Here is a 14056-nt window from a genome sequence, read left to right as displayed (position 1 = left end):
CCCCGTGGGTCGGCATGGCGGAGCCGGGCGGGGCGCGGGAGGGCCGCGCCGGCAGGGTGACGCCCGCCGGGCCGCGTCAGAGCATGAACTCCGGTACGCCCGCGGGCAGGATAAATCGGAACCGGGCGCCGCCGCCGGGGGCGCGGGTGACCCGGATGCTGCCACCGTGCGCCTCGACGATGCCCTTGACGATGTAGAGCCCGAGGCCCGTGCCGCCGCGCTTGGAGCCGCGCCAGAAACGGGTGAAGACGCGCGGCATCGAGTCCTCCGGGATGCCCGCGCCCTCGTCGCTCACGGTGACCGCCGTTCCTTCCAGGATCTTCGGCGGGGTGCCCGGGGGCTCCCAGCCGGCCGCCTCCACCACTTCCTTGGCGGGGGCCACCTCGATCGTGACAGTTCCCTCGCCGTGCCGCACGGCATTTTCCAGCAGGTTGGCCAGCACCTGGTCGACCTTGTCCGGGTCGGCCCAGAGCGGGCCCAGCGGCGGGCTGATCCGGATGTCGAACCGGTCCGCCGGGATGCCGGCGGCCACCTTGCCCTCCACGTGCCGGCGGACGGCGGCGCCCAGGTCGACCACCTGCTTGCGCAGCTCCAGCCGCCCGGCGTCGATCCGGGAGATGTCCAGCAGCTCGGCGATCAGCCGGGTGACCCGGTCCGCGTCGGCGTCGACGGTCTCCAGCATCACCCGCTTCTGCCCGTCGTTGAACCGCTCCCACTTGGCCAGCAGGGTGGCGGTGAAGCCCTTGACGCTGGTCAGCGGGGAGCGCAGCTCGTGGGCGACGGTGGCGATCAGCTCGGCGTGGCTGCGCTCGGTCCGCCGTCTGGCCTCGGTACCGCGCAGGGCCACCACCACCCGACGCAGCGGGCCGGCCGGGTGCTCGCGGACGTACCGGGCGGAGACCAGCACCTCGCGGCCCCCGGGCAGCAGCAGGTTGCGCTCCGGCTGGCCGCTACGGACGGCCAGGCCGCCGTACGGGTCGGTGGTCTGCCACCAGCGGCGGCCGTCCATGTCCTCCAGCGGCAGCGCCCGCTCCAGCGGGACGCCGAGGACCGCGTCGGGGGCGATGCCGGTGATCCTCGCGGCGGCGCGGTTGAAGACCGTCACCCGGCCCCGGTCGTCGGCGACCACCAGGCCGTCCGGCAGGTCGTCCGGGTCGAGCTCCACCCCACTGCCGACCATGGGTGTCCTCCCCGTACCCACCGCGATGCTGCCCGGACCTGGCGGTGCTGCCCGCCACGCGACGACCCTAGCGGTCCTACCCCGCCACGCGACACCCTCCGGGCGAGCGCTGCGCGCGGGCCGAGGCGTAGAGGCACACGGCGGCGGCCGTGGCGAGGTTGAGGCTCTCGGCGTGCCCGTGGATGGGGACGCGCACCACCTCGTCGGCGAGTGCGCGGGTCTCCTCCGGCAGGCCCCAGGCCTCGTTGCCGAACACCCAGGCACCCGGGGCGCCCAGGGTGCCCTCGTCCAGCTCCTGGTCGAGGTCCCGCTCCCCCGCCCCGTCGGCGGCCAGCACCCGCACCCCGGCCTCGCGCAGCCGGGCCACCGCCTCGGCCACCGGCACCCCGGTGGCGAACGGCAGGTGGAACAGGCTGCCCACCGAGGCCCGGACGGCCTTCGGGTTGTACGGGTCCACCGAGGCGTCGGTGAGGATCACCGCGTCGGCTCCGGCCGCGTCGGCGGTGCGCAGCACGGTGCCGGCGTTCCCGGGGTCGCGGACGTGCGCCAGCACGGCGACCAGCTTCGGGCGGGCCCGGAGCACCTCCTCGAAGGGGGTGTCGATGAACCGGCAGAGCGCGACGATGCCCTGCGGGGTGACGGTGTCGCAAATGTCGGCGATCACCTCGTCGGTGGCGGTGAGCACCGGGACCCCGGCCGCCCGGGCCGCCTCGACGATGTCGGCGTGCCGCTCGGCCGCCTCCGGGGTCAGGTAGACCTCGACCACGGCGTGCTCGCCCGACCCCGGGGCCCGCCCGTACGCCACGGCCTCCCGGACGGCCTGCGGGCCCTCGGCCAGGAAGCGCCGCTCCTTGCTCCGCTGGTTCCGCTTGGCCAGCCGGCGGGCGGCCACCACGCGGGGGGAGCGCAGGGAGGTCAGCAGGGGGGTGTCGGTGCTCTGCATGCTCTCGTTCTCTGGTGGGCTCGGGCGTTCGGCGGCGGGGCCGGAATGCGCATCGGACCCGCAGGCAGCGATGTACCTGCGGGTCCGAGGGCTCAACCGGCGTGCTGCCTGGATCAGGCGGCGACCTTGGGAGCGTTGACGTCCTCCGGCAGCGCCTTGCGGGCGACCTCGACGAGGGCGGCGAACGCACCGCCGTCGTTGACGGCCAGCTCGGCGAGCATCTTGCGGTCGATCTCGACGCCCGCGGCCTTCAGGCCCTGCACGAAGCGGTTGTAGGTGATGCCGTTGGCACGGGCAGCGGCGTTGATGCGCTGGATCCAGAGCTGGCGGAAGTCGCCCTTGCGCTTCTTGCGGTCGTTGAAGTTGTAGACGAGCGAGTGGGTGACCTGCTCCTTGGCCTTGCGGTACAGGCGGGAGCGCTGGCCGCGGTAACCGCTGGCCCGCTCGAGGATGACCCGGCGCTTCTTGTGGGCGTTCACTGCCCGCTTGACGCGTGCCACTTGATTACTCCTTGGATGGGACCGCGGATCTGGGCCGGCGGTCCGTTATTCGGTTCGGTTCGGGAAGGATCAGCTGCTCCCGCGGCGGGGCCGCGGGCGGGCGATCACTTGCCGAGAAGCTTCTTGATCTTCTTGGCGTCAGCCGGGGCGACCTCGACGGTGCCGGCCAGCTTGCGGGTCAGCGTCGAGGGCTTGTGCTCGAACAGGTGGCGACGGCCGGCACGCTCGCGCAGCACCTTCCCAGAGCCAGTGATCTTGAAGCGCTTGCTGGCGCCGCTGTGCGTCTTCTGCTTCGGCATGTCGCCGTATCTCCTCGTCGGTCCGCTCCGGCCCGTGCATTCCTGCACGGGCCGGAACTGGATGTGTTCTCGATCCCGGGGCGGGACGCCCCGTTACCGCGTGACCTCCGCCCGGACGAGCCGTGAACCCTGGGGCTCAGGCGTCCTGGGCGTCGGCCGGCTGCTCGACCTCGGCGGCCGGGGCCTCCGTGGCGGGGGCCTCCGCGGCCTCGACGGCCTCGGTGACCTCGACGGCCTCGGCCTCGGTCACCTCGGCCTCAGCGGCCTCGACGGTCCGACCCTGGCGCTCCGCCTTGCGGGCGTCCGCCAGCGCGCGGGCCTCGGCCATCGCCTCGGTCTTCTTCTTGTGCGGGCCAAGAACCATGATCATGTTGCGGCCGTCCTGCTTGGGCGAGGACTCCACGAAGCCCAGGTCCTGGACGTCGTCCGCAAGCCGCTGCAGCAGTCGGAAGCCCAGCTCGGGGCGGGACTGCTCACGACCGCGGAACATGATCGTGATCTTGACCTTGTCGCCCTGCTTGAGGAACCGGACGACGTGACCCTTCTTGGTGTCATAGTCGTGCGGGTCGATCTTCGGCCGGAGCTTCATCTCCTTGATGACCGTGTGCGCCTGGTTCTTGCGCGCCTCACGGGCCTTCATGGCCGACTCGTACTTGAACTTGCCGTAGTCCATGAGCTTGCAGACGGGCGGCCGGGCGGTCGCCGCGACCTCGACCAGGTCGAGGTCGTACTCCTGCGCAAGCTCCAGCGCCTTGGCAAGCGGCACGATGCCGACCTGCTCGCCGCTGGGACCGACGAGTCGCACCTCGGGGACGCGAATCCGGTCGTTGATGCGGGGCTCGGTGCTGATGGGGCCTCCTCGGTTGCACCTTTTTTCCGATGCGGCCGTCGGGCGGCGGTCGCACGTCGTGGTTTCGACCACTGGGCGGGGCTTCATTCATGCTCCGCTGCCGGTCAGGCACCGAACGCACGAAAAAAGCCCCGCACGGTACAGGCGGGGCTCCACATTGACCGGGACGCCATCGGGGACGTCACTGGCGATCGGACACCTCGCGGCATCCGTCGCGGACCGGACCCGTCGACCCGTGAGTCGATCGGGTGGGAGACTGTCGCAGGAGCCCTCGCGGACCCCCGAAGTGGAGCCTCCACTTGCTGGCCGGGCCTCCGCGCGGGAGCACCTGGCCGGTCAGTCTCGAAGCATACCAGCGTCCGGGGTGCCCTCGGTATTCCGGCCCCGCGCGCCCCTCCTTGTACCCTCCCTGGTGACAGTTGCAACCCTCTGCACCCGCAGTGATCTGCACCGGCACGACGGAGTGAGCCCCCTTGAGCAGCCAGCCCACCGAGCCCCACCAGCACCACGAGGACGAGGCGCTCGGCTTCGACGACCTGACCCGCGACATCGCGGAGGTGCCGGCCGTCGAGGTGATCACCACCGTGGCGGTGCACCTGATGAGCGCGGCGGCCGTCAAGTGCGGGCTCGCCGAGGGCGGCGAGGCCGACAAGGACCTCGACGAGGCCCGCAAGCTGATCACCGCCCTCGCCGGTCTGGTCACCGCCGGGGCGCCGGAGATCTCCAACTTCCACGCCGCGCCGCTCCGGGACGGCCTGCGCTCCCTGCAGCTCGCCTTCCGCGAGGCCTCCCTCGTCCCGGACGCCCCCGGCACCGGCCCCGGCGAGAAGTTCACCGGCCCGGTCTACTCCTGACCGACCCACCACCGGGGCCCAGGTACGCACCCGGGTAACCACAGGGGCGCGGGGAACTGCGCGAGACGGAAGACGGCCGACGTTCAGCCCTTCCGCCGCGCGCAGTTCCCCGCGCCCCTGTTTGTGTCTCGCCGGTTGCGGATGGCTCGCCTAGCGGCGGTAGAAGGGCTCCTGGGCGAGTTCGCTGCGGAGGAGGGCGAGCTGGAGGCCGCGGTCGAGGCGGACGCGGAGGGTGGGGTCGTCCGCGAGGGCGGCGACCAGGCGGTCGACGACGGCCCGCGGCTCGGCCGCGCCGGCGCCGAGCACCACCGCCAGCGTCCCGTCCGCCCCCTCCGCCGCGCCCAGGTGCGCCGCCGCGACCTCCGGCACCGCCGCCAGCAGTGCCCGCAGGGCGTCCAGGACCTGCGGGTCGCGGACCGCCGGCAGGAACGCCCGGTTCTCCGCCACCGCCCGCAGCCGGGCCCCGGCCAGCTGGAAGGGCACCGGCCCGGCGGGGTCGATCAGCAGGGTGTCGGCGCGCTCGGAGAAGGCGACCATCGCGGCCTGTGGGGCGGCCACCGGCGCCGGGCGGGCGTCGGCGCGCCAGCGGGCCATGGTCTCCAGCGAGGTGAAGGCGGGGAGGGCGCGGCGGCCGTCCGGGGCCTCGATCACCGGGACGGCCATGTCGCTCGTCTTCTCGTGCTTGAGACCGTTGGCGTCGGTCTCCACCTCGCCGAGCAGGGCGACGATCGGGACCATCAGCCGGCTGGGGGTGAGGGCGGCGAGCAGTTCGGGCTCGGCGGAGGCGTCCTCGGACCAGGCGGCGAGCGCCGCCGCGAGGCGGGGGTCGGCGGTGCCGTCGTCGTCGGCGAATCCGGGGTTCGGGATGTTCTTGCGGTCCACCCTGCGAGCGTATGCCACCGAACACGGACGGCCCCGGGCAGGACGGCCCGGGCAGCTCCGGGCCGTACGTCCGGGCGGCCCCCGCCGCACCTCTACCCACGGGTAGCGGGATGTGACAGTCTGCGCGCATGGCCAACCTCGCCGCCGCCGTGCCCGGCACGGCCACCGATCGCGCCCGCTACGACCGGGCGACCGCGCACCTGGACGCGCCGCTGGCCATCGTCGACCTGGACGCGTTCGACGCCAACGCCGCGGACCTGGTCCGCCGGGCGGTGGGCAAGCCGATCCGGGTGGCGAGCAAGTCGGTGCGCTGCCGGGCCCTGCTGGAGCGGGTGCTGGCGCGGGAGGGCTTCGCCGGGGTGATGAGCTTCACCCTGGCCGAGTCGATCTGGCTGGCCCGCTCGGGCTTCGAGGACGTGCTGCTGGCGTACCCGTCGACCGACCGGGCCGGTTACGCGGAGCTGACGGCGGATCCGAAGCTGGCCGCCTCGGTGACCGTGATGCTGGACGACCCCGCGCAGCTGGACCTGATCGACGCCGCCCGCGAGGGCACCGAGGAGGTGCGGGTCTGCCTGGAGCTGGACACCTCGCTGCAGCTGTTCGGCGGCCTGGTCCGGGTCGGTGCCCGGCGCTCGCCGCTGCACTCCCCCGAGGCACTCGGCGCCCTCGCCGAACTGGTGCAGCGGCGCAGGGGGTTCAGGGTGGTCGGGCTGATGGCGTACGAGGGCCACATCGCCGGGGTCGGGGACGCGGTGGCCGGGCAGCCGCTGCGCTCGCGGGCGATCCGGCTGATGCAGGCGAGGGCGCGGGCCGAGCTGGCCGAGCGGCGCGGCGCGGTGGTGCGGCGGCTGCGGCAGGTCACGGAGCTGGAGTTCGTCAACGGCGGCGGGACGGGCAGCGTGGAGTCCACCGTCGCCGAGCGGGCGGTCACCGAGGTGGCGGCCGGCTCCGGGCTGTACCAGCCGCGGCTGTTCGACAACTACCGGGCGTTCCGGGGCCGTCCGGCGGCGCTGTTCGCGCTGCCGGTGGTCCGCCGGCCCGGCCTCGGGGTGGTGACGGTGCTGGGCGGCGGCTACCCCGCCTCCGGCGCGGCCGGGCCGGACCGCTCGCCGGTGCCGTACCTGCCGCACGGGCTGCGGTACGACCCGCAGGAGGGCGCCGGCGAGGTGCAGACCCCGCTGCTCGGCCCGGCCGCCGACGACCTGCTGATCGGCGACCGGGTGTGGTTCCGGCACGCGAAGGCGGGCGAGCTGTGCGAGCGCTTCGCCGAGCTGCACCTGGTCGCGGGCGACCGGGTGGTGGACACCGTGCCGACGTACCGGGGCGAGGGCCGGACCTTCCTGTGAGCGCCGGCCGCTGAGCGCCGGCCCGCGCCCCGGGGCGGCGGGTCAGGTGCGGGTCGGGTCCTCGGCGGCGCCGCGGTAGTCGGCGATGCCGCCGACGACGGCGTCCATCTGCGCCTGGTCGGGCGCCTTGGGGTCGATGTCGAAGCCGAGGTGCACGGAGACCAGCTGCTTGCCGCCCGCGGTCGGGAAGACCACCGTCTCCACGTAGCCGTCGTTGCCCTTCGGGGCGTCGACCTTCCAGCGGACCAGGTACCCGTCGCGGCCGGCCACCTTCACCGCCTCCGACTTGAGCTCCTCGTGCGAGGCGATGTCGCCGTAGGACTCCTTGGCGGCGGTCGCGATGTCCGCCAGGGCCGCCTGCTTGGCGTCGGTGCCGTTGATCCGACCGGTGACCGCACCGCCCAGCGAGCACTCGCCCTGGCCGTCGGCGCAGGGGTACGAGCCGATGGTGAGCGCGGCGAAGCCCTCGCGGGTGGTGCCGCCCTCCCAGCCGCCGGGGATCTTGACGCTGATCCGGTTGACGGCGTCGACGGCCACGCCGTCCGGGGCGGGGGCGCCCTGGCCGCGCCGGCCCGGCGGGTTCGGCATGCCCTGGCCGTCGCGGCCGAAGCCGTCGTCGGAGCCGCCGCCGAACCGGTGGCCCGGTACGCCCGCGCGGACCGGCCGTTCGTCCCGGTGGTCCATCGCCAGGTAGGTGATCCCGGCGCCGACCGCACCGCCGGCCAGCGCGGCGACCACGGCCGTGACCACCACCCGGGACGGGCGGCGGCGCGGCTTCGCCGGACCGGCCGGCTCGGCCGGCTCGGCCGCGAGCGGGAACTCGGGGTAGCGCACGGTCGGCCCGTCGTCGACCACCCGACCCTCCAGCACGGTGGGCTCCCCGCCCGGGCCGGCCGGCGTCCCGTCCTCGGCCCGGGCGCCGTCGGCGGCGGACGCGGCACCGCCCGCGGCGGGCACGGGCCTGGTGGTGGCCGTCCACCCCTTGCCGTCCCACCAGCGCTCGGGCCGCGGGTCGCTCTCGGTGTCCTTGGGATCCGGGTACCACCCGGCGGGAATCTGCTCGCTCACGACAGAGAATCTAAGCGCCCCCGGATAAGCGGGATATCAGTTCGACGTCGAATTCGGGCACTCCCCGATGAGATTACGGTGAGAAATCCCAATGGGTGATCACTGACGGCACGTCAGCTCCCGGCAAGGCAGAATGCGCGCCATGAGCACACGCCCGGTGATCGGCATCAGCACCAATCTCAACGACGCCGCCTGGGGGCGCTGGGAACGGCAACGGACCGTCCTGCTGCCCGAACGCTACCCCGCGCTCGTCCGGGCCTCCGGGGGCATCGCGGTCCTGCTCCCGCCGGACGACCCCGCCTACGCGGAGGAGGCGATCTCCCGGCTCGACGGCCTGGTGATCTCCGGCGGCGAGGACGTCGACCCCGCCCTGTACGGCGAGGCCCCGCACCCCCGGACCGCGGCCACCGCCCCCGAGCGGGACGCCTGGGAGGCCGGCCTGCTCCGGGCGGCCGTGGCGGTGGGGATGCCGGTGCTCGGCATCTGCCGCGGCATGCAGCTGCTCAACGTGGTGCACGGCGGGTCCCTGATCCAGCACCTGCCGGACGTGGTCGGACACGAGGGGCACGTCGGCGGGCCGGGCGAGTACGGGCGGCACGCGGTGCGGCCGGTGCCCGGGACGCTGCTGGGCGGGCTGCTGCCCGAGGCGTCGGTGGTGGTGCCCACCTTCCACCACCAGGCGGTCGGGCGGCTCGGCGACGGGCTGACGGTCTGCGCGCGGGCCGAGGACGGCACCGTCGAGGCCGTGGAGGGCTCCGGCTTCACCGTCGGCGTCCAGTGGCACCCCGAGCAGGGCGACGACCTGCGCGTCATGGAGGCCCTCGTCCGCGCCGCCGCCCTCGTCCGCGAGACGGACCTCGTCCCCACCAGCTGACCCGGGGCACCCGTACGCACCCGACCGGGCCACCCCCAGGGGGCGCGGAACTGCACGCGAGCAGCCTCCCGCGCCCCTTCGTGGTGCACCCGTGGCGCCGGACACGGATGGTTGTCGAGGGAACGACAACGGTCACCAATGCAGCCTTTGGATCTTCGTCCGATCTGCGGTTCACTTCGTTTGCGGGCAGCACCTCCGACATGACGGGCAGCACTGAGAGCGCGGGAGAGGACTCCGATGGCCGGGCACCACCACTCCGGACACGACCACGACCACTCGCACGGTCCCGGCGGACACTCCCACCAGGTCTCCGCCGACGCGGACCGCCGCTGGCTGATCGCCGCCCTGGTCCTGCTGGTGGTGTTCATGGCCGGCGAGGTGGTGGTCGGTTTCGCCGCCCAGTCGCTGGCGCTGGTCTCGGACGCCGCGCACATGCTGACCGACGCGGCCTCGATCGCCCTGGCGCTGGTGGCGATGCGGCTGGCCGCCCGGCCGGCCCGCGGCGGCTACACGTACGGCCTCAAGCGGGCCGAGATCCTCTCCGCCCAGGCGAACGGCGTGACCCTGCTGGTGCTGTCGGCGTGGCTGGCGTACGAGGCGGTGCGGCGGCTGCTCGACCCGCCGGCGGTGGAGGGCGCGCTGGTGCTGGTCACGGCCCTGGTCGGGATCGTGGTGAACCTGGCGGCGACCTGGTGCATGTCGAAGGCGAACCGCTCCTCGCTGAACGTGGAGGGCGCCTTCCAGCACGTGGTGACCGACCTGTACGCCTTCATCGCCACCGCGGTGGCCGGTGTGATCGTGCTGACCACCGGCTTCCGGCAGGCGGACGCCCTCGCGTCGATGGTCGTGGTGGTACTGATGCTCCGGGCGGGCATCGGACTGGTCCGCGCCTCCGGACGGATCTTCCTGGAGGCCGCCCCCGCAGGCATCGACCCGGACACGGTGGCGGACCGGCTGGTGGCGCAGCCGCTGGTGGAGGAGATCCACGACCTGCACATCTGGGAGATCACCTCCGGGCAGCCCGCGCTGTCCGCGCACATCCTGGTCACCCCGGGCGGGGACTGCCACGCCGTCCGCCGGGAGCTGCAGCGCAAGCTCCGCGAGGACTACCGGATCACCCACTCCACCCTCCAGGTGGACCACGTCGGGGAGGACGAGTCGGTGGGCCTGCTGCAGATCACCAAGCTCGGCGAGGAGGTCGGCGAGCACTGCGCGGACTCGCACGGCCCGGTCCACCGCGCCGGCCCGCACCGGCACTGAACGCCGGACCGCACCGGACCGCCCGGAGCGGCGGGAGCGGCGGGAGCGGCACCGCGCGGCCGTCCCGGTCGGGCATGATCGGGGGGTGACCGCACCGCGACTGATGCTGCTCGACACCGCGAGCCTCTACTTCCGTGCCTACTTCGGCGTGCCGGAGTCCCTGAAGTCCCCCGACGGGCAGCCGGTGAACGCCGTCCGCGGCCTGCTGGACTTCATCTCCCGGCTGGTCCAGGACCACCGCCCCGACCACCTGGTGGCCTGCATGGACGCCGACTGGCGGCCGCAGTGGCGGGTCGACCTGATCCCCTCGTACAAGACCCACCGGCTGGCCGAGGAGCCCGCGTACGAGGGTGCGGAGGAGGTGCCGGACACCCTCGCCCCGCAGGTCCCGGTGATCGAGGAGGTGCTGGACGCCCTGGGCATCGCCCGCGTCGGCGCACCGGGCTACGAGGCGGACGACGTCATCGGCACGCTGACCGCCCGCGCCACCGGGCCGGTGGAGATCGTCACCGGCGACCGGGACCTCTTCCAGCTGGTGGACGACGCCCGCCGCATCACGGTCCTCTACCCCGCCAAGGGCGTGGGCAACGCGCAGCGGGTGGACGAGGCGGTGCTGGTCGAGAAGTACGGGGTCACCGGCGCGCTCTACGCCGACCTGGCCACCCTGCGCGGGGACACCAGCGACGGGCTGCCCGGGGTGAAGGGGATCGGCGAGAAGACCGCCGCCCAGCTGCTGAAGGAGTACGGGGACCTGGCGGGGGTCCGGGCCGCGGCGCTGGACCCGGCGTCGAAGCTGACCCCGGCCCGGCGGCGGAACCTGCTGGAGGGCGCCCCCTACCTGGACGTCGCGCCGACGGTGGTCCGGGTCGCCTCCGACGTGCCGCTCCCGGAGTTCGACCCCGTCCTCCCCGACGAGCCGCTCGACCCGATGGCCCTGGAGGAGCTCGCCACCCGCTGGGGCCTCGGCAGCTCGGTGGACCGCCTCCTCCACGTCCTGGTGAACCGCTAGGCAGCCGGTCGAACACGTAGGGGCACCTCCCGGCCGGGAGGTGCCCCACGCGTTGCTCGCCGGTGCGCCGTCAGCCGACGGACGAGTACGCGATGATCCCGCGCCGCAGCCCGTCCACCGCCTTGCGGGCCGTGCTGCGGAGGTCGGTGTCCTCGCCCGCCGCGTCCTGGATCTGGCTGAGCACGTCGATCAGCTGCTTGGTCCAGCGGACGAAGTCGCCGGCCGGCATGTCGGCGTCGCGGAGCACCGAGTCCAGGTTGTGGCCCAGCGCCCAGCGGTACGCGGCCCAGGCGAACCCGAGGTCGGGCTCCCGCTGGCCGACGCCCTCGGCGGTGGAGATCCGGTGCTGCTCCTCCAGCGCGTCCAGGTGGCCCCAGATCCGGATCATCTTGCCGAGCGCCTCCTTGGCGCCGCCCTCCGGCACCCGGGGGGCCATCGCGTCGTCGGACTGCCGGGCCTCGTACACCAGGGCGGAGGCACAGGCGGCGAGCTCGGCCGCGGCCAGGCCCTTCCAGACGCCCTCGCGGATGCACTCGGAGGCCAGCAGGTCGAGTTCGCCGTACAGCCGGCCGAGGCGCTTGCCGTCGTCGGTGACGGTGTCGCCCTGGAGGTAGCCGAGGTCGGCGAGCAGGCCGCAGACCCGGTCGAAGGTGCGGGCGATGGTGTGGGTGCGGGAACGCATCCGGCGCTCCAGCAGGTCGGTGTCGCGGTGCAGCCGGTGGTAGCGCTCGGCCCAGCGGGCGTGGTCCTCGCGCTCGTCGCAGCCGTGGCAGGGGTGCTGCCGCAGGGCGCTGCGCAGCCGGGCGAGCTCGGTGTCGTCGGCGGCGGCCGCACGGCCCTTGCGGAAGCGCTCGGGCTCCAGGTGGCCGGCCTTGGTGCGCAGCGCGGAGGCGAGGTCCCGGCGGGACTGCGGGCTGCGCGGGTTGAAGGACTTCGGGATCCGGACCCGGTCGATCGCGGTGACCGGGTGCGGGAAGTCGATCATCGCGAGGCGCTTGACCTGGCGCTCGGCGGTGAGCACCACCGGGCGCGGCCCGTCCTGGTAGTCCGGGTGCCGGGTGGTGCGCGCGGAGCGGCTGACCGGGGGCAGGCCGGGGTCGAGGACGAGCGCGAGGCCGGCGAACTTGCCGGTGGGGACGTGGATGACGTCGCCGGGGCGCAGCCGCTCGATGGACTCGACGGCGGCGGCGCGGCGCTGGCTGGTGCCCTCGCGGGCGAGCTCGTTCTCCCGGTCCTTCACCTGGCGGCGCAGCGACATGTACTCGTCGAAGTCGCCGAGGTGGCAGGTCATGGACGCGCGGTAGCCCTCCAGGCCCTCCTCGTTGCGCTGGACCTGGCGGGCGATGCCGACCACCGAGCGATCGGCCTGGAACTGGGCGAAGGAGGTCTCCAGCAGCTCCCGCGAGCGGTGCCGGCCGAACTGGGCGACCAGGTTGACGGCCATGTTGTAGGAGGGGCGGAAGGAGGACCGCAGCGGGTAGGTGCGGGTGCCGGCCAGGCCGGCCAGCGCCTCCGGGTCGAGGCCGCGCTGCCAGAGCACCACGGCGTGGCCCTCGACGTCGATGCCGCGGCGGCCGGCCCGGCCGGTGAGCTGGGTGTACTCGCCGGGGGTGATGTCGGCGTGGGTCTCGCCGTTCCACTTGACCAGCTTCTCCATGACCACCGAGCGGGCGGGCATGTTGATGCCGAGGGCGAGGGTCTCGGTGGCGAAGACCGCCTTGACCAGGCCCTTGACGAAGAGCTCCTCGACGACCTCCTTGAACCTCGGCAGCATGCCGGCGTGGTGGGCGGCGATGCCGCGCTCCAGGCCGTCCAGCCACTCGAAGTAGCCGAGGACGTGCAGGTCCTCGTCGGGGATGTCGTGGCAGCGCTCCTCGACGATCTGCCGGACCTGGGCGCGCTCGCTGTCCCGGTTCAGCCGCAGGCCCGAGCTGAGGCACTGCTGGACGGCGGCCTCGCAGCCGGCGCGGCTGAAGATGAAGGTGATGGCGGGCAGCAGGCCCTCGGCGTCGAGCCGCTCGATGACGTCGATCCGGCCCGGCGTCCAGACCCGGCCGGGGCGTCCGGCGGGGAGGGCGCGGCCGCGGCCGCGCTGGAAGCGGTCCCGCCCGCCGCGGTCGAGCTCGGAGCGGGAGAGCTTGACCAGCTCGGGGTTGACCGCCTTGGCCGGGTTGCGCGGGGCGTCCTTGGGACGGCCGTCGCGGTCCGGGTTGGCGAACAGGTCGTACATCCGGTTGCCGGCCATGACGTGCTGCCAGAGCGGCACCGGGCGGTGCTCGGAGACGATGACGCGGGTGCCGCCGCGGACGGTGTCCAGCCAGTCGCCGAACTCCTCGGCGTTGGAGACGGTCGCGGAGAGCGAGGCCAGCACCACCGACTCGGGGAGGTGGATGATGACCTCCTCCCAGACGGCGCCGCGGAACCGGTCGGCCAGGTAGTGGACCTCGTCCATCACCACGTAGCCGAGGCCGTTCAGGGCGGAGGAGCCGGCGTAGAGCATGTTGCGCAGCACCTCGGTGGTCATCACCACCACGGGCGCGTCCCCGTTGACGCTGTTGTCGCCGGTGAGCAGGCCGACCTTGCCCGCGCCGTAGCGCTTGACCAGGTCGCCGAACTTCTGGTTCGACAGCGCCTTGATGGGCGTGGTGTAGAAGCACTTGCGGCCGCTCGCCAGGGCCAGGTGCACGGCGAACTCGCCGACGATGGTCTTGCCGGAGCCGGTGGGTGCGGCCACCAGCACGCCCTCGCCCGCCTCCAGCGCCTGGCAGGCCTCGATCTGGAACGGGTCGAGCGGGAAGTCGTACAGCTGCTGGAAGCCGTGGAACGCGGTGGCCTGCACCCGGGCGCGTTCGCGGGAGGCGGCGTAGGCCTCGGCGGGGCTGAGCTGCTCCTCGGAGCCGGCGGCCCCGTCTCGACTCTGGTCGTCGCGCATGAGCGTCACCTGGTCTTCCCGTGGAAGTGCTGCCCGAGCGGGCCGGACGGGGGCGCAGA

13 protein-coding genes are annotated in these 14056 nt (G+C 73.7%); 5 read left to right on the top strand and 8 right to left on the bottom strand.

Features of this window, described 5'->3' with window-relative positions; genetic code table 11:
- Positions 1–76: 76 nt before the first annotated feature.
- The 5 genes from ABWK59_RS28240 to infC form a co-directional block, all read right to left on the bottom strand.
- Positions 77–1180: a sensor histidine kinase gene (locus ABWK59_RS28240; RefSeq protein ID WP_354643458.1), complete on the bottom strand. Its 1104-nt coding sequence runs from the start codon at positions 1178–1180 to the stop codon at positions 77–79.
- Positions 1181–1256: 76 nt separating this feature from the next.
- The gene (locus ABWK59_RS28235; protein WP_354643457.1) at positions 1257–2123 is read right to left on the bottom strand and encodes a TrmH family RNA methyltransferase; all 867 of its coding nucleotides are present in this window, start codon (positions 2121–2123) and stop codon (positions 1257–1259) included.
- 113 nt (positions 2124–2236) lie between these two features.
- Positions 2237–2623, bottom strand: coding sequence for a 50S ribosomal protein L20 (rplT, locus tag ABWK59_RS28230; RefSeq protein WP_354643456.1), 387 nt, complete (start codon positions 2621–2623; stop codon positions 2237–2239).
- Positions 2624–2727: 104 nt separating this feature from the next.
- Positions 2728–2922 (bottom strand): 50S ribosomal protein L35, encoded by a 195-nt coding sequence (gene rpmI / locus ABWK59_RS28225; RefSeq protein ID WP_354643455.1) that lies wholly within the window; start codon positions 2920–2922, stop codon positions 2728–2730.
- A 136-nt stretch (positions 2923–3058) separates the two neighbouring features.
- A complete protein-coding gene (gene infC, locus ABWK59_RS28220) occupies positions 3059–3844 on the bottom strand; it encodes a translation initiation factor IF-3 (protein WP_354645132.1) in 786 nt (261 codons plus the stop codon).
- A 401-nt stretch (positions 3845–4245) separates the two neighbouring features.
- Here infC and ABWK59_RS28215 point away from each other — a divergent pair, with 401 nt between their 5' ends.
- A complete protein-coding gene (locus ABWK59_RS28215) occupies positions 4246–4626 on the top strand; it encodes a DUF1844 domain-containing protein (RefSeq protein WP_354643454.1) in 381 nt (126 codons plus the stop codon).
- 150 nt (positions 4627–4776) lie between these two features.
- Here the strand turns inward: ABWK59_RS28215 and ABWK59_RS28210 are convergent, their stop codons facing one another.
- Positions 4777–5508, bottom strand: coding sequence for an SseB family protein (locus ABWK59_RS28210; protein ID WP_354643453.1), 732 nt, complete (start codon positions 5506–5508; stop codon positions 4777–4779).
- Positions 5509–5636: 128 nt separating this feature from the next.
- Between ABWK59_RS28210 and ABWK59_RS28205 the strand changes: the two genes are divergently transcribed.
- Complete coding sequence (locus tag ABWK59_RS28205; protein ID WP_354643452.1) at positions 5637–6854, top strand: amino acid deaminase/aldolase; 1218 nt, start codon at positions 5637–5639, stop codon at positions 6852–6854.
- Positions 6855–6896: 42 nt separating this feature from the next.
- Here the strand turns inward: ABWK59_RS28205 and ABWK59_RS28200 are convergent, their stop codons facing one another.
- Complete coding sequence (locus tag ABWK59_RS28200) at positions 6897–7922, bottom strand: DUF2510 domain-containing protein (protein ID WP_354643451.1); 1026 nt, start codon at positions 7920–7922, stop codon at positions 6897–6899.
- Positions 7923–8064: 142 nt separating this feature from the next.
- On the opposite strand from ABWK59_RS28200, the gene ABWK59_RS28195 reads away from it, so the two are divergent.
- From ABWK59_RS28195 to ABWK59_RS28185, 3 genes are all read left to right on the top strand, one after another.
- Positions 8065–8796 (top strand): gamma-glutamyl-gamma-aminobutyrate hydrolase family protein, encoded by a 732-nt coding sequence (locus ABWK59_RS28195; protein ID WP_354643450.1) that lies wholly within the window; start codon positions 8065–8067, stop codon positions 8794–8796.
- Positions 8797–9033: 237 nt separating this feature from the next.
- The gene (locus tag ABWK59_RS28190; protein WP_354643449.1) at positions 9034–10056 is read left to right on the top strand and encodes a cation diffusion facilitator family transporter; all 1023 of its coding nucleotides are present in this window, start codon (positions 9034–9036) and stop codon (positions 10054–10056) included.
- A 103-nt stretch (positions 10057–10159) separates the two neighbouring features.
- Entirely contained in the window at positions 10160–11065 is a 906-nt protein-coding gene (locus ABWK59_RS28185; RefSeq protein ID WP_354645131.1) for a 5'-3' exonuclease, read from the top strand.
- A gap of 70 nt (positions 11066–11135) precedes the next feature.
- Here the strand turns inward: ABWK59_RS28185 and ABWK59_RS28180 are convergent, their stop codons facing one another.
- Positions 11136–13997, bottom strand: a complete 2862-nt coding sequence (locus ABWK59_RS28180; RefSeq protein WP_354643448.1) for a DEAD/DEAH box helicase — start codon at positions 13995–13997, stop codon at positions 11136–11138.
- Positions 13998–14056: the final 59 nt, after the last annotated feature.

It is taken from the genome of Kitasatospora sp. HUAS MG31, from assembly GCF_040571325.1.
Classification (GTDB): Bacteria; Actinomycetota; Actinomycetes; order Streptomycetales; family Streptomycetaceae; genus Kitasatospora; species Kitasatospora camelliae.
This window is presented reverse-complemented; position numbering and strand designations above follow the sequence as displayed.

What these genes read in the sequence shown, in the direction of transcription:
- ABWK59_RS28190 (WP_354643449.1), top strand. Translation starts at nt 9,034, where the DNA reads ATGGCCGGGCACCACCACTCCGGACACGACCACGACCACTCGCACGGT.
- ABWK59_RS28180 (WP_354643448.1), bottom strand. Translation starts at nt 13,997, where the DNA reads ATGCGCGACGACCAGAGTCGAGACGGGGCCGCCGGCTCCGAGGAGCAG.
- ABWK59_RS28235 (WP_354643457.1), bottom strand. Translation starts at nt 2,123, where the DNA reads ATGCAGAGCACCGACACCCCCCTGCTGACCTCCCTGCGCTCCCCCCGC.
- rpmI (WP_354643455.1), bottom strand. Translation starts at nt 2,922, where the DNA reads ATGCCGAAGCAGAAGACGCACAGCGGCGCCAGCAAGCGCTTCAAGATC.
- ABWK59_RS28205 (WP_354643452.1), top strand. Translation starts at nt 5,637, where the DNA reads ATGGCCAACCTCGCCGCCGCCGTGCCCGGCACGGCCACCGATCGCGCC.
- ABWK59_RS28185 (WP_354645131.1), top strand. Translation starts at nt 10,160, where the DNA reads ATGCTGCTCGACACCGCGAGCCTCTACTTCCGTGCCTACTTCGGCGTG.
- ABWK59_RS28240 (WP_354643458.1), bottom strand. Translation starts at nt 1,180, where the DNA reads ATGGTCGGCAGTGGGGTGGAGCTCGACCCGGACGACCTGCCGGACGGC.
- ABWK59_RS28195 (WP_354643450.1), top strand. Translation starts at nt 8,065, where the DNA reads ATGAGCACACGCCCGGTGATCGGCATCAGCACCAATCTCAACGACGCC.